General features: G+C 75.7%; 10 protein-coding genes. 6 read left to right on the top strand and 4 right to left on the bottom strand.

What is annotated here, in order from left to right; all coding sequences use genetic code 11:
• Positions 1-188 precede the first annotated feature (188 nt).
• Genes KM933_RS29490 through KM933_RS29480 form a run of 3 tightly spaced genes read left to right on the top strand, consistent with a single transcriptional unit; the run spans position 189 to position 2,581 of the window.
• The gene (locus tag KM933_RS29490; RefSeq protein WP_221357803.1) at positions 189-1,421 is read left to right on the top strand and encodes an acyl-CoA dehydrogenase family protein; all 1,233 of its coding nucleotides are present in this window, start codon (positions 189-191) and stop codon (positions 1,419-1,421) included.
• 49 nt (positions 1,422-1,470) lie between these two features.
• Positions 1,471-1,929 (top strand): RrF2 family transcriptional regulator, encoded by a 459-nt coding sequence (locus tag KM933_RS29485; RefSeq protein ID WP_221357801.1) that lies wholly within the window; start codon positions 1,471-1,473, stop codon positions 1,927-1,929.
• Between the two features lie 28 nt (positions 1,930-1,957).
• Positions 1,958-2,581, top strand: coding sequence for a TetR/AcrR family transcriptional regulator (locus KM933_RS29480; RefSeq protein WP_221357799.1), 624 nt, complete (start codon positions 1,958-1,960; stop codon positions 2,579-2,581).
• A gap of 169 nt (positions 2,582-2,750) precedes the next feature.
• On the opposite strand, the gene sbnB is transcribed toward KM933_RS29480, so the two are convergent.
• The 4 genes from sbnB to KM933_RS29460 all read right to left on the bottom strand — a co-directional run bounded on the left by sbnB (position 2,751) and on the right by KM933_RS29460 (position 6,465).
• Complete coding sequence (gene sbnB, locus KM933_RS29475; protein ID WP_221357797.1) at positions 2,751-3,764, bottom strand: 2,3-diaminopropionate biosynthesis protein SbnB; 1,014 nt, start codon at positions 3,762-3,764, stop codon at positions 2,751-2,753.
• Positions 3,758-4,789, bottom strand: a complete 1,032-nt coding sequence (sbnA, locus tag KM933_RS29470) for a 2,3-diaminopropionate biosynthesis protein SbnA (protein ID WP_308013580.1) — start codon at positions 4,787-4,789, stop codon at positions 3,758-3,760. The genes sbnB and sbnA overlap by 7 nt, the downstream gene beginning before the upstream one ends.
• A gap of 155 nt (positions 4,790-4,944) precedes the next feature.
• Positions 4,945-6,213: an MFS transporter gene (locus tag KM933_RS29465; protein ID WP_221357795.1), complete on the bottom strand. Its 1,269-nt coding sequence runs from the start codon at positions 6,211-6,213 to the stop codon at positions 4,945-4,947.
• Between the two features lie 33 nt (positions 6,214-6,246).
• Positions 6,247-6,465, bottom strand: a complete 219-nt coding sequence (locus KM933_RS29460; RefSeq protein WP_221357793.1) for an MbtH family protein — start codon at positions 6,463-6,465, stop codon at positions 6,247-6,249.
• 191 nt (positions 6,466-6,656) lie between these two features.
• Here KM933_RS29460 and KM933_RS29455 point away from each other — a divergent pair, with 191 nt between their 5' ends.
• Genes KM933_RS29455 through KM933_RS29445 form a run of 3 tightly spaced genes read left to right on the top strand, consistent with a single transcriptional unit; the run spans position 6,657 to position 21,455 of the window.
• Positions 6,657-7,688 carry a TauD/TfdA family dioxygenase gene (locus tag KM933_RS29455; RefSeq protein ID WP_221357792.1) on the top strand — a complete coding sequence of 344 codons (1,032 nt, stop codon included), beginning with the start codon at positions 6,657-6,659 and terminating at the stop codon, positions 7,686-7,688.
• A complete protein-coding gene (locus KM933_RS29450) occupies positions 7,675-14,217 on the top strand; it encodes a non-ribosomal peptide synthetase (RefSeq protein ID WP_221357780.1) in 6,543 nt (2,180 codons plus the stop codon). The genes KM933_RS29455 and KM933_RS29450 overlap by 14 nt, the downstream gene beginning before the upstream one ends.
• The gene (locus KM933_RS29445; RefSeq protein ID WP_221357778.1) at positions 14,214-21,455 is read left to right on the top strand and encodes a non-ribosomal peptide synthetase; all 7,242 of its coding nucleotides are present in this window, start codon (positions 14,214-14,216) and stop codon (positions 21,453-21,455) included. Before KM933_RS29450 ends, KM933_RS29445 begins: the two co-directional genes overlap by 4 nt.
• The last annotated feature ends 328 nt before the right edge of the window (positions 21,456-21,783 follow it).

Genomic DNA, 21,783 nt, shown 5'->3' with positions numbered 1-21,783 from the left:
GGGAAATGTTGACGGTGGCCCGAGAGGAGGGTGAGGATGATGAAGCCGACGCGTCACCGCGCACCGCTGTGCCCCCCACGCCGCCTCGCCGGGCGCCGCGTCGTCCTCGGCCCCCTGAAGGAAGACGCCATGACCACAGCACTGAGGTGCAGCGACAGCCGCGGTCGCAGCATGAAACGGGTCCGGACATGACGGTGGCGGCCGACGAGGTGACCGACGAGGTGACCGACACCGAAGCCGGGCGGGTCGACTGGCTGCACATAGCCCGTGAGATGGCGGAGGACCTGTCGACGGACGCGGCCGAGCGCGAGCAGGCCGGCAGGACACCGCTCGACGAGGTCGAACGGCTGCGCGAGTCCGGGCTGCTGACCCTGCTGGTACCGGCCGAGCACGGGGGAGGGGGCGCGGACTGGCGTACGGTCTACGCGGTCGTCCGGACCGTCGCCGCGGCCGACGGCGCCATCGGCCACCTGCTGGGCCACCACTACTTCCTGTCCTTCAGTCCTCGCTTCTTCGCCGGCCCCGCACATGCCGCCCGGATCGAGCGGGAGTCGGCGCGGGGGCGGTGGTGCTGGGGAGGCGGTATCGCCTCGCACGAACCGCCACTCATCCTGACCCCCGCGGCGAACGGCTGCCTGCTGAACGGCTACCAGAGGTACGCCACCGGCGTCGGGGTCGCCGACCGGCTGGTCGTCCGGGCCGCCGGATACGGCACCGGCGAGCCGCTGGCCGTCCTCGTCGACCCCACCCGCCCCGGTGTCGTGAGCGGCGGCGGGGACACCTTCGGCCAGCGGCTGGCAGCCGGTGGCGCCGTGGAGTTCGACTCCGTGCCGGTCGCGGCGGACGACGTGTTCGGCTCGCTCTCGCCGGACGAGGGCGTCCTGTCCCCCTTCGCCTCCCTCGCCGTACCGACCGCGCGTCTGGTCTCCGCCCAGCTCTGTCTGGGCATCGCCGAGGGACTGCTGGCCGAGGTCCACGAGCACGGAAGGGCCGTGCGGTCGCCCTGGCAGCCCTTCTCGCCCCAGCCCTGGCCGGGCGGGGCGCCGCAGGAGCCGTACGCGCTGACCGTGTACGGCGAACTCGCCGTCGTCGCACGTGCCGCGTCCGCCCTCGCCGACCAGGCGGTGGACGCCCTGCTGCGCGGCCTCGCGCGGGGCGAGGACCTCGACGACGAGGAGTGCGCGGAGATCGCCGTCCTCGCGAGCGTGACCGAGGCCGCGGCCTCCCGGGCCGCGCAGGAGATCACCACCCGTGCCCTGGAGGTCGCCGGCGCCGACGCCGCTTCCACGCGGCACGGCTTCGACCGCTTCTGGCGCAACGCCCGGACCCACACCCTGCGCGAACCGGCCGCCCACCGGCTGCGCGAGATCGGGGACTACTTCCTCAACGGCGCACACCCGCCCTTCACCCTTCCCGCCTGACGGCGCAAGCCGGTGACGGGCGGACACGGCAGTGAGGAATAATCGCGGCATGCGGATCTCGGCGCGAGCGGACTACGCGGTGCGGGCGGCACTGGAGCTGGCCGCGGCAGGGGACGAGGTCTCGCTCAAGGCCGAGGCGATCGCCGCGGCACAGGGCATCCCGCACAAATTCCTGGAGGGCATCCTCGGCGACCTGCGCCGGGGCGGTCTCGTGGTCAGCCAGCGGGGCGGGAAGGGCGGCTATCGGCTCGCCCGCCCGGCCGACTCGATCGCCATCGCGGAGGTCATCCGGGTGGCGGACGGCCCCCTGGTGTCCGTGCGGGGGGTGCGCCCGCCCGAGCTCTCCTACCGCGGTCCCGCGGAGCCCCTGCTGCCGTTGTGGATCGCCGTGCGCGCCAACGTCCGCAAGATCCTCGGCGAGGTCACCCTGGCCCACGTGGCCGCGGCCAGACTGCCCGACGACGTCCTGAGCCTCGCGGCGGACCCCGAGGCATGGACGAACCCCTGACCGCCTCCCCCGCCGTTACGCTGGCCGGATGATCCAGCAGCCCGCGGTGGACGAAGCCAGGCCCGCGGTGGACGAGGCCCGGCCCGCGAACCGGGGGCCGAAGGCCGCCGCCGGCAACCGGGCCGCCCTGGTCGCCGCGGCCCGGGAGGTCTACGCGGCGGACGGCCTGGACGCTCCCCTGTCCAGGATCGCGCGCCGGGCCGGCGTCGGGCAGGGCGTGCTGTACCGGCACTTCCCCGACCGGGACGACATCGCGGCCGCGGTCCTGGGGGAGAACGTACGCCAGGTCGAGCAGGCGGCCGCCGCCGAGGGCGCGACCCTCGCCGGGGTCCTGGGGGTGGTGACCTGGCACCTGACGCAGTCGGCGGCCTTCATCGGCTTCCTGCACGCCGACGGGGCGAGCGGCCGCTTCCGTGCCCAGGTGCGCGCCCGCGAGCTGTCCGGCAGAGTCGAACGCGCCGTGCGCGGATGCCTGCCCGAGGGGCACCGGCTGGGCGCTCCGGACGCTCCGGACGACCTCATGCTCGCCGTCGCCATGGTCTCCGGGGCCGTCACCGGCCCCACTCGTGAGGAACGCGAGCGCCGGGCGCTGGCGGGCTGGCGGCTGCTCGGTGTCACGGTGGGACCGGTGCGCCCCTTCGAGGGGCGGTGACGGGCACCGGACGGCGCCAGCCGCCGCCGGACCGCCGGATGCCCGCCGCGAACGCCGCCGGACGAAGGGCCCGCCTGACGCGGGCGCCGCGCGGGAGCCGCCGCACGCAGGCGGCGCCCGTCCGCGCTTCGGGCACCACCCGGCCGCCGGGCCCTGCCCCCGGCGCCGCTCAGCCCACCGCGGCGCCCGCGGGGGCCGGCAGGAAGTCCGGCACCCGGGTGCCGAGGGCCAGGGACTCGGCCCGGCGGCGGACCAGGCCGGCGAGGGTGAGGTCGAGGATGCCCAGGCCGAACGGGGAGAAGACGGTGACGCGGTCCTCGGCGCGGTGGTGGGGCCGTCCGGCGTCCAGCACGGCGCCGAGCGAGGTGGCGATGAAGTCCCGGTGGCCGACGAGCCGTTCGGCCAGGTGCAGGGAGGTCTCCTCGCGGCACACGTGGTCCGCGTCGTCGACCACGTTGACGGCGCCGAGGATGCTGCCGGGTGTCAGGTCGCGCAGGGACACGTGCAGGACCAGGGTGCCCGGCCGGCAGGCGTCGGTGGTCAGGTGCGGGGCGGCGGCGGTGGTCGCCAGGCAGACCAGCCGGTGGGCGCGGAGCGCCTCCCCGGAGTCGGGGGCGACCCCGGTCCTCAGCCCGGGCCAGCGGGCCCGGCAGCGGGCGGCGAACGCCTCCGCCCGGGCGCTGTCGAGGTCGAACACGGTGACCTCGGCCAGCTCGGGCAGGACGGCCCGGAGGTAGGTGAGGATCTCGAAGCCGATCACGCCGCAGCCGATCAGGGAGACCCCGGTCTCGGGAACGGACGAGCCCAGCGTCGCCGCCGCGAGGGCGGCGCTCGCCGCGGTGCGCCGCGCCGAGATCACCGAGCCCTCCAGCAGCGCCTGCGGCTGCCCGGTGGCCATGGAGTTGAGGATCATCGCGGCGGAGGCGCGTTCCAGACCGTGTGCGGTGTTGCCGGGGAAGGAGGCGATCCACTTGATGCCCGCCACCGGATCGTCCTCACCCAGGTAGGCGGGCAGTCCGATGATCCGGTTGCGCGGATCGTCGGGAAAGCGCAGGAAGACCGAGTGCGGCAGGGCCGTACGGCCCCGTTCGTGCAGCAGGTACGCGCGGCGCACCGCCTCGACGACCTCGGCCTCGGCGTCGTCGAGGACCTGGTGGACCTCCGTGGCTCCCAGGATCAGCACGATGCCCCCTTCGTCGCCGAATTCGTCGCCAACTTCGTCTCCTTCCACAGGTGGGACACGTCGCCGAAGTGGCGGGTGACCCATGCGTCGTCGTAGATCGTGTCGAGGTAGCGCTCGCCGCGGTCGGGCAGGACCATCGCGCAGCGCGCGCCCGCCGGGATGCGGTCGGCCAGTTGCTCCACCGCCGCCACCAGGGCCCCGGAGGAGCCGCCCGCCAGGACGGCCTCCCGGGCGGCGAGCCGCCGGCAGCCGACCACGCAGTCCAGGTCCGTCACATGGACGACCTCGTCGGCGAGTCCGTCACGGTAGAGCGCCGGCCGTACGGCCGCGCCGTGGCCCGGGATCAGCCGCGGCATCGGCACGCCGCCGAAGATGGCGCTCCCGCGGGCGTCCACCGCGACCACGGTCACCGGCAGCCGCCGGTCGCGGACGTACTCAGCGCAGCCGCGCAGCGTGCCGCAGGAACCCGTCGCGCAGAACAGGTAGTCGACCCCGCCCGGCACGGCCTCCAGGATCTCGCGCATCGTCTGCCGGTGCGCCCGGGGGTTGAGGGGGTTGGCGTACTGGTTGGGCCAGTAGGCGCCGGGGATGCGGGCGACCAGCGTGGCGATGCGGCGGATCCGGACGGGCAGGTACTCGCCGGTCGCCGGGTCGCACTCGCTCACCTCCTCGACCTCCGCGCCCAGGGCCCGCATGACGGCGATGTTCTGCCGGTTGGTGCGGGGGTCCACCACGCAGATGAACCGGAGCCCGTAGTAGGCGCAGACCTGGGCGAGTCCGATGCCGAGGTTGCCGGAGCTCGACTCGACGACGACCGAGCGGCCGGGTACGAGGGTGCCGCCGCGGATCAGCCCGCGCAGCATCTCCAGGGCCGAGCGGTCCTTCATGCTGCCGCCGGGGTTGAACGCCTCCAGCTTGGCGTAGGTGGTGAAATGCCGCCCGGGAGCGAGCTTGGCGAGTTCGACCAGCGGGGTGCCGCCGATCGCGCCGAGAACGCCGGCGGGCCCGTCGTCAGGTTCCGGCACGGTGGCCTCGCCCGGTCGGATCGGGGCGCGGCCCGAGCAGGGTGCGGAGCACGCTGGTTCCTCCTGTCAGCACTGGAACGGGGGTGGTGCGGCGGCCGTCGCCCGGCCGGGTCCGGCACGGGCGGCGAGCCGTGGCCGGGCCGGGGCCCGGCGGGTCAGTGCTCCGGCGCGCCGGGTGCGGCGCGTACGGAGCGGGCGAGGGAGGCGGCGCCGGCGATCAGCACCATCCAGCCCGCCAGGACCAGCGCGGCGGACCGCGCGCCGGCCGAGTCGAGCAGCAGACCGCCCAGCAGCGAGCCGATCGGCAGCACCCCGTTGGACAGCGTGCTCATCGCCGCGAGCACCCGGCCGCGCAGCCGGTCCGGGGTGACGACGAGCTGGTGGCTGCCGATCGCCACGTTCCACAGCGGCCCGACGAACCACATCGCGGCGTAGGCGGCGGTGAGCGTGTACGGGTCGCGGCTGAGGGCGATGACGGCCATCAGCACCGCCCACGTCCAGTTCGCCCCGATCACCAGGGCGCCCAGTCCGAGGCGGCGGGCGAACCACGGCGCCGACAGCGAGCCGAGCACGCCTCCGGCCCCCGCGACGCCGACCATCAGACCCACCCCGGCCGAGGACGCGCCGACGTCGGTGGCCAGCACGATGGCGACCAGGAACAGCGCCCGGAACATCAGGTTGCTGCCGGCCACCAGCAGGGCGGCGGTGCGCAGGAAGGGCTGGTGCCAGAGCCACCCCAGACCCTCGCGGACCTGCTCGCCCATACGGCCTGCGCGCTCGGACCGCTCGGCTTCGAACTCCTTGCGGATGAACAGCAGCGCGGTCAGCGAGACCAGGTAGCTCAGCGCGTCGGCCAGGAACGGGACGGCCCGGCCGACGCCGAACAGCACACCGCCCAGCGGTGTCCCGAGCATCACGGCGGCCCGCCCCCGCGCCTCGTTGCGGGACAGGGCCAGGGAGAGCTGGCTCCGCGGTACGACGTTCGGGACCGCCGCGTGCGCGGCGAGCCCGTGGAACACCGTGAGCGCGCCCTCCGCGAAGCCCACCGCCAGCACCAGCGTCAGGTTCAGGACGTCCAGGGCGGCGGCGGTCGCGATGACCGCCGCGCCCAGCGCGCGCAGCGCGTCGCACCAGATCATCAGCCGCCGGCGCGGCCAGCGGTCCACCAGGGCGCCGGCCGGCAGCGGCAGGAGCAGGGCGGGCAGCAGGGTCACGAATCCGGCCAGTCCGGCGGCGAACGGCGAGCCGGTGAGGGCCAGCACCAGCAGCGGGTAGGCGATGGTGGTGGCCGTGGTCCCGAGTTGCGAGACCGCCGAGCCGCTCCACAGCAGCAGGAAGTCGCGGTTGCGGTGCAGCGGGACCACCTGATCGGCGGCGACCGCGTCCGGCGGGTCCGCAGGCGCCCTCGTGTCGGGGCTCGTCATCTCTGGCTCCCAGCCTCCAAGTCCGGACAGGCCCTAGGCGTGCGCAGTCCGCTCCATCTGCCGGCGCAGGCTCAGCGGCCGCATGTCGGTCCAGACGGTGCCGATGTGGGCCAGGCACTCGGCCCGGGTGCCCTCGGTGCCCTCGGCGTGCCAGCCCGGCGGCAGCTCGCGGTCGGCGAGCCAGACGGAGTACTGCTCCTCGTCGTTGAGGACGACGCGGTACGTACGCTCGTCGATGTCTTCCTCGGCCACGGCGGGCCCTCCCTCGGATGAACTGCCGCGTCACGAACCCCACGTGACCGGTGACGGCGCCGACGAGCCTGCCGCAACCGCCCCCGCGGACCCCAGAGAAGGAGGCGCAGTCACCGCGGCGCCGACGCTGCCGACGTGACTGCCGGTTGTTCTCTCGGAGCGGCGGCGGCCCGGCGGCGACGCTGAGGCGCATGACTGCGACCCCCTCCATCCGGACCGCGCCGGCCGACCGCGCCCGGGAGCGCGACGCGAGTTCCGCCCTGCCCCTGACGCTGTCGGCCGAATCCCCCGGCACGCCCCTGTCCGCCTACCTGCCGGCCGCCCGGCCGCTCGTCCGCGCCCGGCTGCTCGAACACGGCGCGGTCCTGCTGCGCGGGTTCGACGTCGGCGGCGTGGACGGCTTCGAGGCCGCGGTGCGGACGGTGTCCGGCGCGCCGCTGTCCTACGCGGAGCGGTCCTCGCCGCGCAGCACCATCAAGGGGCAGGTCTACACCTCGACCGACTATCCGCCGGACGAGGAGATCTTCCTCCACAACGAGAACTCCTACCAGGCGGACTGGCCGATGACGCTGTTCTTCCACTGCGTACGGCCGCCGGACACCCTGGGCGCCACGCCGCTGGCCGACACCCGCCGGGTGTACCAGGAGATCGACCCGTCCGTCCGGGAGGAGTTCGAGGCCCGGGGCTGGATGGTGGTGCGCAACTTCTCCGACGGCTTCGGCGTGCCCTGGCAGCAGGCGTTCGGCACGGACGACCGCGCCGAGGTCGACGCGTACTGCGCCCGCAACGGCGTCGGGACCGAGTGGACCGCGGACGGTCTGCGGACCCGCGCGCGCCGCCGGGCGGTGCACCGCCACCCGGTGACCGGGGAGACGGTCTGGTTCAACCACCTCACCTTCTTCCACGTCACCACGCTGGGCGAGGAGATGTGCGGCGCCCTGCGTGAGATGTACGACGACGAGCGGCTGCCGACCAACACCTACTACGGCGACGGCCGACCGGTGCCCGACGAGGTCGTCGCCCACCTGCGGTCCTGCTACCGCGCCCGGCAGCGGCGCTTCGACTGGCAGCGGGACGACGTCCTCCTCGTGGACAACATGCTGTCGGCGCACGCCCGCGAGCCGTTCACCGGGCCGCGCCGGATCGCGGTCGCGATGGCCGAGCCCCACTCGGCGGCCGTGCGCGCCGCCTCGTCCGCGGAGGTGCCCGATGCCCGCCGGTGACAGCGGCCTGCCGCTCTCGTTCGCCCAGGAACAGCTGTGGTTCCTGGACCAGCTCCGCTCCGGCGCCTCCACCGAGTACCTGATGTGCGAGGCGTTCCGCATCCGCGGCCCCCTCGACACACGGGTGCTGGAGGCGGCGTTCACCGAGATCTCGGCGCGGCACGAGGTGCTGCGCACCCGCTACGGCACCGCCGAGGGTGTCGGCGCGCAGTTCGTGGACGAGCCCGGGCCCGTACGGCCGGCCCGGGTGGACCTCACCGGCACGGCCCCGGAGGACCGGGAGGCACGCGTGCGGGAACTGCACGCGGCAGAACTGCGCACACCGATCGACCTGCGCCGGCGGGCGCCCTGGCGGCTGACCCTGGTCCGGTTCGCCGAGGACGACGCCGCCCTGCTGGTGACGGCCCATCACATCGCCTTCGACGGCTGGTCGTGGGGCATCCTCGCCCGGGAACTGCACGAGCTGTACACCGCGTTCGCGGCCGGCCGGCCCTCGCCCCTGGAACCGGTACCGGTGCAGTACGCCGACTTCGCGCAGTGGCAGCGCGACACCTGGGCGGCGGCGCCCGCGCGCGCCGAGCGGCGGCGCGGCTACTGGCGGGAGCGGCTGGCGGGCCTGGAGCCGCTGGAGCTGCCCGCCGACCGCCGGCGCCCGGAGCACTGGGACCCGGCCGGCGACAGCGTCCCGTTCACCGTGCCGGCGGAGCTGGCCGGGCGGCTGGCGGTCCTCGGACGGGACGCGGGCGCGACCCCCTTCATGGTGCACCTGGCCGCGTTCCAGCTGCTGCTCGCGCGCTGGTCCGGCCGCGGCGACGTGGCGGTCGGCGTGTCCGTCTCGGGCCGCGGCGAGGTCGAACTGGAGCCGCTGGTCGGCCTGTTCCTCAACACCGTGGTGCTGCGCACCGACCTGTCCGGCCGCTGCTCCTTCCCCGACCTGCTGGCGCGGGTGCGGGAGACCACCCTGGACGCCTACGAGCACCAGGACGTGCCGTTCGGCTGGGTGGTGGCCGACCTCGCGCCCGAGCGGGACCCCTCGCGCAACCCGGTGTTCCAGGTCGGCTTCGCGCTGCACAACGCCGAGCGCCGCCCGCTGCGGCTGCCGGGACTCGACGTCACGAAGGTCGAGCCGGGCAGCGACCACTCCGCCTTCGACCTGTCGCTGCACCTGTCCGAACTCCCCGACGGCTCGCTGGCGGCCCGGCTGATCTTCCCCACCGCGCTGTTCGACCGCGCCCGGATCGAGCGGATGGCGGCGAGCCTGCTGCGGCTGCTCACGGGCATCATCGAGGACCCGGACACCCCCGTGCACGCGCTGGAGACCGTCCCCGCCGCGGACCTCGCGGCCTTCGGACGGTGGAACGACACCGCGGCCGGGCGCCCGCGGCAGTCGCTCGCCGAGCTGTTCCTCGCCCAGGCCCTGGCCACCCCCGACGCGGTCGCCGTGGTGTCCGGCGCCCACCGGACCGGCTACGCCGAACTCGCCGGCCGGGTGCGGCGGCTGGCCGGGGTGCTGCGCTCGCGCGGCGTCGGCCCGGAGAGCGCGGTGGGCGTCGCCCTGCACCGCGGCACCGACCTGGTCGCCACCGTCCTCGCGGTGCTCACCGCGGGCGGGGTGTACGTGCCGCTGGCCCCGGAACACCCGGCGGACCGGCTGGCCCACCTGATCACCGACGCCGGCGTGACCCTGCTGGTCACCGAGGAGGCACTCGCCGGACGGCTGCCGGCCCACCCGAACACGCTCGTGCTCGACGCCGTACGGCCGGAAGAGGCTTCGGGAGGGGACCCGGGAGAGGTCTCGGGAGGCCGCGGGGAGGCTCCGGGAGAGGGCGGGGAGGCTCCGGCCCCAGAACCGGCGGACGCGGACGGGACCCGGGCCGCGTACGTGATGTACACCTCCGGTTCGACCGGCCGGCCCAAGGGCGTCGTCGTACCGGAGGCCGCGATCCGCAACCGCGTGCTGTGGGCGGTGGAGCGCTTCGGCCTGGGCCCCGGCGACCGGGTGCTGCAGCGGACCACCATCGGCTTCGACGCCGCCCTGTGGGAGTTCCTCTCCCCGCTGGTGTGCGGGGCCACGGTGGTGACCGGTCCGCCGGACGCCCACCGCGACCCGGCGGTGATGGTCCGCGCCGTGATCGACCACCGGGTGACCGTGCTCCAGGGCGTGCCCTCGATGCTGCGCCTGCTGCTGGAGGAACCGGACCTGGCCGACTGCGCCTCGCTGCGCCTGCTGTGCTCGGCGGGCGAACCGCTGTCCGCCGGACTGGCCGGCCGGCTGCGCCGGGCGCTCGGCGCCGAGGTGGTCAACACCTACGGCCCCACCGAGTGCGCCGTGGACTCCACCGCCTGGCCCTTCGACCCCGACGAGCCCGGCGACCTGGTGCCGATCGGCCGGCCGCTGCCCAACGTGCGCACCTACGTGGTGGACGCCGAGGGCCGGCAGGTGCCCGTCGGGGTGACCGGCGAGCTGTACGTCGGCGGCCTCGGACTCGCCCGCGGGTACGCGAACCGGGGCGACCTCACCGCGGACCGGTTTGTGCCCGACCCGGACGCGACCGTGCCCGGCGCGCGCCGGTACCGCACCGGGGACCTGGTACGCCGCCGCGCGGACGGCGCGCTGGAGTACGTCGGACGCGCCGACGACCAGGTCAAGATCGGCGGCGTGCGGATCGAGCCCGGCGAGATCGAGGTCCTGCTGGCGGCCCACCCGTCGGTGGCCGCCGCCGCGGTGGCCGTGCACCGCTCGGAGGAGGGCGACGCGCGGCTGACCGCGTACGCGGTCCCGGTCGCGGGGGAGCGGATCGATCCGCGGGCGCTGCGCGACCACCTGTCCGCCGCCCTGCCGGAGGCCATGCGGCCGTCCGCGTTCGTGGCGCTCGCCGAGCTGCCGCTCACGCCGAACGGAAAGGTGGACCGCCGCCGGCTGCCGGCCGCCGGCGAGGCGGAGCCGCCCGCCACGACGGCCCGGCAGGCCCCGCGCACCGCCGCCGAGGAGACCGTCGCCGCGCTGATGGCCGAGATCCTCGGCGTCGAACAGGTCGGCGCGCACGACGACTTCTTCCTGCTGGGCGGCCACTCCCTGCTCGCGATCAGACTCGTGCTGCGGCTGCGCCGCGCCTTCGGCGGCGAACTGACCGTCGGCGAGCTGTTCCAGGCGCGGACGGTGGCCGCGCTGGCCGCCCGGATCACCGGCGCCGGACCCGCCCCTGACACCGGTCCGGACACCGACCCGGACGCCGTCCGGCCGGCGGGCCGCGACCGCCCGCTGCCGCTCTCGTTCGGCCAGCAGCGGATGTGGTTCCTCGACCAACTGGAGCCCGGCACCCACGAGTACGTCGTCCCGCTGGCGCTGCGGCTCACCGGGCCGCTCGACGTCCTGGCGCTGCGCCACGCGCTGGACGCGCTGTCCGAACGGCACGAGGTACTGCGCACCCGGTACCGCGCCGAGGGCGGCGAGCCCGTCCAGGTCGTCGACCCCGCCGGGCCGGTGGACTTCACCCTGACCGACCTGGCGGACGCCCCCGGCGCCGAGGGCCGGGCCCGCGCCCTGGTCGACGAGCTGGCCCGCCGGCCCTTCGACCTCGCGCACGGGCACCCGCTGCGGGCGACCCTGATCCGCACCGCCCCCGAGGAGCACCTCCTCGTCCTGACCCTGCACCACATCGCCTTCGACGCCTGGTCGACCAACGTCTACCTGCGCGACCTGGACCTGGCCTACCGGGCCCTCGCCGCGGGCGAGCCGTCGCCGCACACCCCGCAGCCGGTGCACTACGCCGACTTCGCCGTGTGGCAGCGCGAACAGCAGCGGGCCGGCCGGCTGGACGGCCAGCTCGCCCACTGGCGCGACCGCCTGGCCGGTCTCACCCCCGTCGAGCTGCCCACCGACCGGGTCCGCTCCGCGGTCCGCGACGCCCGCGGCGACAACGTCGTCGTCGAGGTGGCGCCGGAGACGGCCCGGGCCGTCACCGAGCTGGCCGGCCGGCACGGCGCGACCCCGTTCATGGTGATGCTCGCCGTCTTCCAGGTGCTGCTGCGGCGCTGGACCGGCCGCGACGACCTCGCGGTGGGGACCCCGGTCGCCGGACGGACCCGCCAGGAGACGGAGGACCTGGTCGGCTTCTTCACCAACAACCTGGTGATCCGCAGCGACCTCGGCGGCGACCCGCGCTTCGGCGAACTCCTCGACCAGGTCCGCGGTACGGTCCTCGACGCCTTCGCCCACCAGGACGTGCCGTTCGAGCACCTGGTCGACGCCCTCCAGCCGGAGCGGGACCTCTCCCGCAACCCGCTGTTCCAGATCATGTTCGAGCACCAGCACCTGGCGGGGGTCCCCGACCGGCTCGGCCCGGTCGCCGTCGAGCCGGTCCGCGCCGGCCTGGAGAGCGCCAAGTTCGACCTCACCGTGACCGTCAAGGAACGCGGCGGACGCATGTACTGCTGGTTCGAGTACGCCACCGCGCTCTTCGACCGGGAGACCGTCGAGCGGATGGCGGGTCACTACCTGACCCTGATCGGCAGCGCCACGGCCACCCCCGGCGCGCGGATCGGCGACCTCGACATGCTCACCGGGGACGAGCGGCACCGCGCCCTCACTGCCTGGGCCGACCCCGGGTCCGGACGGACCGCCCTGCTCGACCCGGCCGAGGAGCACGGGCTCTGCGTACCGGAACTGTTCGCCCGGCAGGTGCGGCGGGACCCGGACGCGATCGCCGTGGTCTTCGGCGACCGGCAGCTCAGCTACGCCGAACTCGACGCGCGCTCCGACCGGTTCGCCGCCCGTCTGCGCTCCCTGGGGGTCACCGCCGAGACGGTCGTCGGCTCCTGCCTGGAGCGCGGCGTCGAGGCCGTGGTGGTCCTGCTCGCCGTACTGAAGGCCGGCGGCGTGTACGTGCCGTTCGACCCCGGGCACCCCGCCGAACGGCTGGACCTCATGCTCGCCGACGCCGGCCCGGAGCTGGTGGTCACCACCCGCGCCTTCGCCGGCCGGCTGCCCGGCGCCCACCGGACGGTCCTGGCCGACGCCGACGCCTCCACCGATGCCCACGACGGAGCCGACACCGACGCCCAGGCCGGACCGGACACCGCACCCGCGGGTTCGGCGCCCGCCCCGGTCCGGCCGCGCAACCTCGCCTACGTCATCTACACCTCCGGCTCGACCGGCCGCCCCAAGGGCGTGATGATCGAGCACCGTTCCTACGCCCACCACTGCCGGGTGATCGCCGACGCGTACGGGATCGTCCCCGGCGAACGGGTGGCCCTGCTGTCCGCCCTCACCTTCGACGTGGCGATGGACCAGATCGCGGCGACCCTGGTGGCCGGCGCCACCGTCGTCGTCGCCGACCCGGTGTTCTGGACCCCGGACGAACTGCCCGCCCGGCTCGCCGAGCACGGCGTCACCGTCCTGGAGATCACCCCCTCCTACTACCGGGCCGTCCTGGAGTCGCCCGACCTGCCCCTGCTGAAATCCCTGAAGCTGATGAACGTCGGCAGCGACGTCGTCACCGGCCTGGACGCGCGGCGCTGGGCCGAAACCGGCCTGCCCGCCCGCTTCCTGTGCAACTACGGGCCGACCGAGGCCACCGTCACCTGCCTGCTGCACCCCGTCCCCGAGGCGCCCGCGCGAGGCGACGCGGCCGGCGCCCTGCCCCTGGGCCGGCCCGTCCCCGGCACCCGCGCCCACATCCTGGACGCGGACCTGCGGCCCGTCCCCGTCGGGGTCCCCGGCGAGCTGTACCTCGGCGGTGCCCGGCTGGCCCGCGGCTACCATCGGCGGCCGGAGCTCACCGCCGACCGCTTCGTGCCCGACCCCTTCGCCACCGGGCCGGGCGAGCGCCTGTACCGCACCGGCGACCTCACCCGCCACCGGCCGGACGGCACCATCGAGTTCCTCGGCCGGATCGACCACCAGGTCAAGATCCGCGGCCTGCGCATCGAACTCGGTGAGATCGAGGCGGCGCTCGCCCGGCACCCCGCCCTCCAGGAGGCGGTGGTCACCGCCCCGGCGACGGCCCCCGGCGAACGCCGCCTCGCCGCCTACCTGGTGGCACGTCCCGGCAGCACGGTGCCCGACGTGGCCGAGCTGCGCGGGCACCTGGGCGCGCTCCTGCCCGAGTACATGATCCCCTCGGTGTGGGTGCCGCTCGACGCGTTCCCGCTGACGGCCAGCAAGAAGATCGACCGCAAGGCCCTGCCGGACGCCTCGGCCGCCCCGGCCGGCGGCGCCCGCGAACACCTCGCGCCGCGCGACCCCGCCGAGGAGGCGGTCGCCGCGATCTGGTCCGAGGTCCTGGGCCTGGAGCGGGTCGGCGTCCACGACGACTTCTTCGCCCTGGGCGGGCACTCGCTGCTGGCCACCCGGGTGCTCGCCGGGCTCCGCGAGACGTTCGCCGTCGAACTGCCCCTGCGCCTGCTGTTCGAGGCCACCACCGTGGCCCGGCTCTCCGAGGCGGTGACCGAGGCCGTGGAGGCCGACGTCGCGGCCCTCTCCGACCGAGAAGTGGCGGGTCTGCTCGCCGAGGAAGGTCTGCGATGACCGACACCAGGGACCGCGCGGAACTGAGGCAGGAGCTGCTGCGCCGCCGCCTCGCCGGACGGACCGCCCCCGCCCCGGCGCAGGGCATCGCCCGCGCGCCGCGCGGCGGCCCGCTGCCGCTCTCCTTCGCCCAGCGCCGCCTGTGGATCCTCGACCGGCTCCGGCCCGGCGGCACCGAGTACCTGATGACCGTGGCGCTCGGGCTGCGCGGCCCGCTCGACCGGGCCGCGCTGCGCACCGCGCTGGACGGCGTCCTCCACCGGCACGAGGTGCTGCGCACCCGCTACCCGGTGGCCGACGGCGAACCCGTGCAGCTCGTCGACGAACCCGGGAGCGTCCCCCTCGACGAAGAAGACCTCGGCGCGCTCGACCGGGCGGCCGCGGACGCCCGGATCGCCGCCCTGGCCACCGGCGCGCGCCGGCCGGTCGACCTCGCCGAGGGGCCGGTGTTCTCCGCCGTACTGGCCCGGCGGGCACCGCGGGAACACGTCCTGCTGCTCACCGTCCACCACATCGCCTGCGACGGGCGGTCCGAGGACGTCCTGGTCCGCGAGCTCACCGGACGCTACGCGGACGCGGTCGCCGGACGGCCGGTCCGCTCGCCGGAAGAACCCCTCCGGGAAGAGCCCCTCCAGTACGCCGACTTCGCGCTGTGGCAGCGCGAACGGCTCTCCGGCGACGCGCTGCGCCGCCCGCTGGACCACTGGCGCGAGCGGCTGGCCGGGCTGGCGCCCCTGGAGCTGCCCACCGACCGCCCCCGTCCCGCCGTACGCGACCCGGCGGGCGGACTGGCGCCGCTCGCCGTGCCGGCCGGCACCGCCCGGCGGCTGACGGCGCTCGCCCGCGAGCACGGCGCCACCCCCTTCATGGTCCTGCTGGCCGCGCACGCCGTCCTGCTCGGCCGCTGGAGCGGCCGGCGCGACGTCGCCGTGGGCTTCCCGGTGGCAGGACGCGACCGCGCGCAGCTGGAGGACCTGGTCGGTCTCTTCCTCAACACGCTGGTGGTACGGGTCGACCTGTCCGGGGAGCCGTCGTTCGCGGACCTGGTGCGGCAGGTCCGCGAACGCGCCCTCGACGCCTACGCCCACCAGGAGCTGCCCTTCGAGCGGCTGGTCGAGGAACTGGCACCGGAGCGGGACCCGTCCCGCACACCGCTGTTCTCCTCCATGCTGCTGTGGCAGGACGAGGCCGGTGCTCCGGCGCCGGCGGCGATGGGCCCGCTGACGGTGGAGCGGCTGCCGGTCGGCGAGAGCACCGCCAAGTTCGACCTCACCGTGGGCCTCGCCCGGCAGCCGGACGGCTCGCTGTCCGGCGGCGTCAACTACGCCTCCGCGCTGTTCGACCCGGCGACGGCCGAGCGCTTCGCCGCCCAGTTCGCCCGCCTGCTGGAGAGCGCGACCGCCGCGCCCGGCACCCCGGTGGACGAACTGGAGATCCTGCCCGCGGCGGAGCGCGAACGCCAGCTCACCGAGTGGAACGCGACCACCCGGCCCTACCCGGCCGGCACCCTCCCGCAGCTGTTCGAGGCCCAGGCCGCCCGCACCCCCGACGCCGAGGCGGTGCGCTTCGAGGGCGCCGGCCTCAGCTACCGCGACCTGGCCGACCGGGCCGACCGGCTCGCCCGCCACCTGCGCACCCTCGGCGTCGGACCCGAGTCCGTGGCCGGCGTGTGCCTGCACCGGGGCCCCGGCCTCGTGGTGGCGCTGCTGGCGGTGCTCAAGGCCGGCGGCGCCTACCTGCCGCTCGACCCGGACTACCCGGCCGACCGGCTCGCCTTCATGCTGGCGGACTCCGGCGCCCGGGCCGTGATCACCGACCCCGGGCTCGCCCCGCTGGTGCACGGCGGCGCGCCGCACCTGGTCGACATCACCGGCGACATCCCCCGCGACGCCGACCCCGGGCCGCTCACCGCGGCGGCCCCCGGGCACCCGGCGTACCTGATCTACACATCGGGCTCCACCGGCCGCCCCAAGGGCGTCCTGGTCGAGCACCGGGCCGTCGTCAACCGGCTGCACTGGATGCAGGAGGCCCACGGACTCGGCGCGGACGACCGGGTGCTGCAGAAGACCCCCTACGGCTTCGACGTCTCGGTGTGGGAGTTCTTCTGGCCGCTGATCACCGGCGCGACGCTGGTGCTCGCCCGCCCCGGCGGCCACCGGGACCCGGCCTACCTGGCCGGCCTGATCGGCACCGAGGCGATCACCACCGTCCACTTCGTGCCGTCGATGCTGCGGGCCTTCCTCGCCGAGCCGCTGCCCCGGCTGCCCTCGCTGCGCCGCATGGTGTGCAGCGGCGAGGCCCTGACCGCCGACCTGGTCACCGCCGTGCACGAGCGGATCGGCTGCGAACTGCACAACCTGTACGGCCCGACCGAGGCCGCCGTGGACGTCACCGCGATCCGGTGCGAGCCCGGCCGTCCCGTCACCATCGGCCGCCCGGTCGCCAACACCCGCACCTACATCCTGGACGCCTCCCTGCGGCCGGTGCCGATCGGGGTGCCGGGCGAACTCCTGCTCGGCGGCGTCCAGCTCGCCCGCGGCTACCTGGACCGCCCGGCGCTCACCGCCGACCGCTTCGTGCCCGACCCCTTCGCCGCCGAACCCGGCGGGCGCCTGTACCGTACCGGCGACCTGGCCCGCTACCGCGCCGACGGCACGATCGAGTACCTCGGCCGGCTCGACCACCAGGTGAAGATCCGCGGCCAGCGGGTCGAGCCCGGTGAGATCGAGGCGGTCCTGGCCGGGGTCCCCGGCGTCACGGCCGCGGCCGTCGCCGTGCACGACGAGCAGCTCGTGGGATACCTGGTGCCGCCCTCGGCCGACGTCGAGGCGGCCCGCGAGCACCTGCGCGAGCGCCTGCCGGAGCACATGCGGCCCGTGCACTGGACCCTGCTGGAGGAGCTGCCCCTGACGCCCAGCGGCAAGACCGACCGCACGGCGCTGCCCGCGCCCGACCGCACGCGCGCCGGCCTGGCCGGCGCGTTCACCGCCCCGGGCACGGAGATCGAACGGACCCTCGCGGACGCCTTCGCCGCGGCCCTCGGCGTCGACAGGGTCGGGGTGCACGACGGCTTCTTCCAGCTCGGCGGGGACTCCATGCGCGCCATCCGGGCCGTCGGGGCCCTGCGCGAGCGGGGACTGGCCCTCACCGTGCAGGACGTCTTCACCCGCCAGACCGTCGCCGAACTGGCCCCGCTGGCGGCCGCCCGGCCCGCGGCGGAGCCGCAGGAGACCACCCTGACCGGCCGCTTCGAACTGCTGGCCCCGGAGGACCGGGAGCGGCTCCCGGAAGGACTGGTCGACGCCTACCCCATGGGCCAGGTCCAGGCGGGCATGGTCTACGAGATGCTCGCCGACCCCGGGCGCAACACCTACCAGAACGTCAGCACCTTCCAGATCCTGGACGACGGCCCGTTCTCCGCCGAGGCGTTCACCGGCGCGGTCCGCCTGGTGGTCGGGCGGCACGAGATCCTCCGCACCTCCTTCGACCTCACCGGCCACTCCGAACCCCTCCAGCTCGTGCACCCCGCGGACGGCCTGGAGGTGGAGTGCGGCGTCACCGACCTGCGGGGCCTGCCGCCCGAGGAACAGCGGGCCCGGGTACGGGACTTCCGCGCCGCCGCCCGGCGCTCCCCGATCGACGTCGGCCGCGCCCCGCTGCTGCGCCACCACGCCCACCTGATCGGCGACCGGGAGTGGCTGCTGACGCACGTCGAGTGCCATGCCGTCCTGGACGGCTGGAGCCACCACTCGGTCATCGGCGAACTGCGGGCCGCCTACCGGGAGCTGTCCCGGGGCACCGCGGCCCCGTCCGCGGCCGCGCCGCGGGTCCGCTACGCGGACTTCGTCCGGCTGGAGAAGCAGGCCCTGGCCTCACCGGCGGACCGGGAGTTCTGGCGGGAGCGGATCACCGGCCACGAGCGGCTGCGGCTGCCCGCCGACAGCGCCCCGGCCGCGGCGGACGCGCCGGCCCCCGAGGTGCGGCTGCCCTGGGCGCACCTGGAGCCGCGGCTGCGCCGGCTGGCCGCCGACACCGGGACCTCGCTCAAGAGCGTCCTGTACACCGCCCACCTGAAGGTGCTCGGCCTGATCAGCGGCCAGCACCGGTTCCTCGCCGGCGCCGTCACCAACGGCCGGCCCGAACTGCCGGGCGGCGACCGGGTGCGCGGCATGTACCTCAACACGGTGCCGTTCGCCGTGGACCTGCGGGCGCCGAGCTGGCGCGAGCTGGTGCGCTCGGTGTTCGCCGAGGAACTGGCCCTGTGGCCGCACCGGCGCTATCCGCTGCCCGCGATGCAGCGCGCCTGGGGCGGCGGCGAACCGCTCGTCGAGGTGGTCTTCGCCTACCTGGACTTCCACGTGCTCGACGGGCAGCGCGCGGACATCGGCACGGTCGACGACCACAGCCCGAACGAGTTCACCCTCGACGTGTGGACCTTCCCCGGCGAGCTGCGGATGTCCTGCTGGCCCGGCTGGGCCGGCGAGGAGCGGCTGGCGGCGATCGGCGACGCCTTCCTGGACGTCCTCACCGCGATGGCCGACGACGCCGACGCGGACCCCCGCGCCTTCCGCGCCCCCGGCCTGGACCGGACGGAGCGGACGGACCGGACACCGGCCGCCACCCGGCCGCTGCCCGAGGTCTGCGTGCCCGACCTGCTCGCCGCCCGCGCCCGCCCCGGGGCCGTCGCGCTGGAGGACGGGCGACGCCGGCTCACCTACCGCGAACTGGACGCCCGCACCAACCGGCTGGCCCATCTGCTGCGCGGACTCGGCATCGGTCCCGAGCAGCCGGTCGCCCTCTGCCTGGACCGCGGCATCGAGGCGGTCGTGGCCATGCTCGGCGTCCTCAAGGCGGGCGGGTACTACGTGCCCCTCGACCCCCGCCACCCGGACGCACGCCTCGGCCACGTCCTGGACGACGTCCGTGCCCGGGTGGTCCTGTGCCGCCCGCAGGACACCGCCCGCCTGGCCGCCTTCGCCGGTCTGCGCAGCGTCCCCCTGGACGCGGAGTCGGCCGTCCTCGACCCGCTGCCGTCGACCCCCGTCGAGGCGGGCACGGTCCCCGACAACCTGGCCTACGTCACCTACACCTCGGGCTCCACCGGCCGGCCCAAGGGCGTGCAGATCACGCACCGCGCGATCGTCCGGCTGGTGCACGACCCGAACTACGCCGACCTCGACCGGGACCAGGTGCTGCTGCTGCACGCGCCGCTCGCCTTCGACGCGTCCACCCTGGAGGTGTGGGGAGCGCTGGCCAACGGCGCCCGGCTCGCCGTCTGCCCGCCCGGGGCGACCACGGCCGACGAACTCGCCGAGGTGGTCCGCCGGCACGGCGTGACGCTGCTCTGGCTCACCGCGGGCCTGTTCCAGCACGTGGTGGAGACCCGCCCGGAGCTGCTGGCCGAGGTGCGGCAGGTGCTCGCCGGTGGCGACGTGCTCCCGCCCTCGCACGTACGCACCGCCCTGGCCCACGGCGTGGCGCTGACCAACGGCTACGGCCCCACGGAGTGCACCACCTTCAGCACCGCGCTGCGCGGGGTGACCGGCGCGGACGCCGACCGCGGCGTGCCGATCGGCACCCCGGTCACCGACACCCGGGTCCTGGTCGTCGACGAGGACCTCGACCCGGTGCCGGCCGGGGTGACCGGCGAACTCCTGGTCGGCGGACCCGGACTCGCCCGCGGCTACCTGGGCCGCCCCGACCTGACCGCGGACCGCTTCGTGCCCGACCCGTCCGGGACCGTCCCCGGGGCGCGCCTGTACCGCACCGGCGACCTCACCCGCCGCGACCCCGACGGCACGCTGTCCTTCATCGGCCGGCGCGACGGCCAGGTGAAGATCCGCGGCCACCGGGTCGAGCTCGCCGAGGTGGAGGGCGCGCTCGGCGACCTGCCGGCCGTCCGGGCGGCGGCCGCCGCCGTGCACCCGGGACCGGACGGCCACAAGCGACTGACCGGCTACGTCGTCCTTCACCCCGGACAGGGCCCGCTGGACGTCACGGAGCTGCGCGCGCAGCTCCGGCGGCGGGTGCCCGACTACCTGGTGCCCGGCGCCTGGGTGGAGCTGGGCGCCCTCCCGCTCACCGCCAACGGGAAGATCGACCGGGCCGCGCTGCCCGCACCCGCCGCGCCCGCCGCGGCATCGGCCTTCACCGCCCCGCGCACGCCCGCCGAGCGGGCCGTGGCCGAGGTCTGGGGCGAGGTGCTCGGTGTGGAGCGGGTCGGTGCCGACGACGACTTCCACGTCCTCGGCGGGCACTCGCTGGCCGTCCTGCGCATCGTCGCCCTGCTGCGCGAGCGGCACGGCATCGAGCTGACCGTCCGCTCGTTCCTGGAGCACCCCACCGTGGCCGGGCTCGCCGCGGCCGCCGGGGACGGCGCACCGGCGGCCCGCTCCCTGGTGTGGCTGCGGCGCGAGGGCACCAGGCCGCCGCTGTTCTGCGTGCACCCCGGGGGCGGCAGCGCCCACTGGTACCGCCCGCTGGTGCCGTACCTCGACCCCGACCAGCCGGTCGCCGCCTTCGGCTGGCCCGGCCTGCAGGCCGAGCACGGCCCCGTCCCCTCGACGCAGGAGATGGCGGAGCGCTATCTGGCCGAGCTGCGGGCCGAGGTGCCGCACGGTCCGTACCGGCTGTTCGGCTGGTGCGGCGGCAGCGGTATCGCCAGTGAGATGGCGCACCGGCTCACGGCCGAGGGCGAGGAGGTCACGTTCATCCTGCTCGACCCGGGACTGGACAACCACGAGCGGATCGGGCTGTGGCGGGAGTACGGGCTGATCGAGAGCTGCGTGGTGAAGCTGACGGAGCTGGCCGCCGCGCCGCCCGGGCAGGACACCTCCGCGCTGCGGGCCGAGGCCCTGGCGCTGCTCGAACACCTGGTGGACGACGTCGACCCGGAGGTCGGGATCACGCTGCCCGAGCACGGCGCGGGCGAGGTCTGGCTGCCCTCGGCGAAGATGTGGCGGGAGGTCATGGAGATGTGCCTGACCTACCGGCACCGCCCCTACCCGGGCCGGCTGCACCTGATCGCCAGCGACGAGCTGGCGGACGGCAGGCACGAGGTGGCCTCCGGGCAGCCGTTCCCCGACTACCTCGCCCGCTGGCGCGAGCTGACCGGGGAGGTGACGCTGCACCGGATGCCCGGTGACCACTTCGGCGTGCTGAAGCCGCCCCACCTCGGCCGGCTCGCCGAGACCCTCACCGGCATCCTCGACCGCGGGGGAGCGGAGGGCGCCGGCTGACCGCCGCGGGCCGGACGGACGGGAGGGCGGGGACGCGTCGGGCGTCCCCGCCCTCCCGTCGTGTGCGCCGGGCCCGGCGGGGCCGGCTCCGGGCGGCGGCCCCGTGCCGACGACCCGGTGGGTGACAGGGCGGGCCGCCGTCCCCACGGCACGGCCCCCGGCGTCCACCGGACCGCCGGGGGCCATGGGCGCCCCGGCCCCGTTCCGGCCTCGCCCGGACCGCCGCTCCGGCCCCGTTCCGGCCCTGCCCGGACCGCCGCTCCGGCCCCGCCCGGCGCGCGCACGCGGCCGGGCCGGGCTCCCGGTGAGGGAGCCCGGCCCGGCCGGG

Origin of the sequence: Streptomyces beigongshangae (genome assembly GCF_019710745.1) — a bacterium.
GTDB lineage: Bacteria > Actinomycetota > Actinomycetes > Streptomycetales > Streptomycetaceae > Streptomyces > Streptomyces beigongshangae.
The sequence above is the reverse complement of the archived record's forward strand: the minus strand, read 5'-3'. Positions and strand labels throughout refer to the sequence as shown.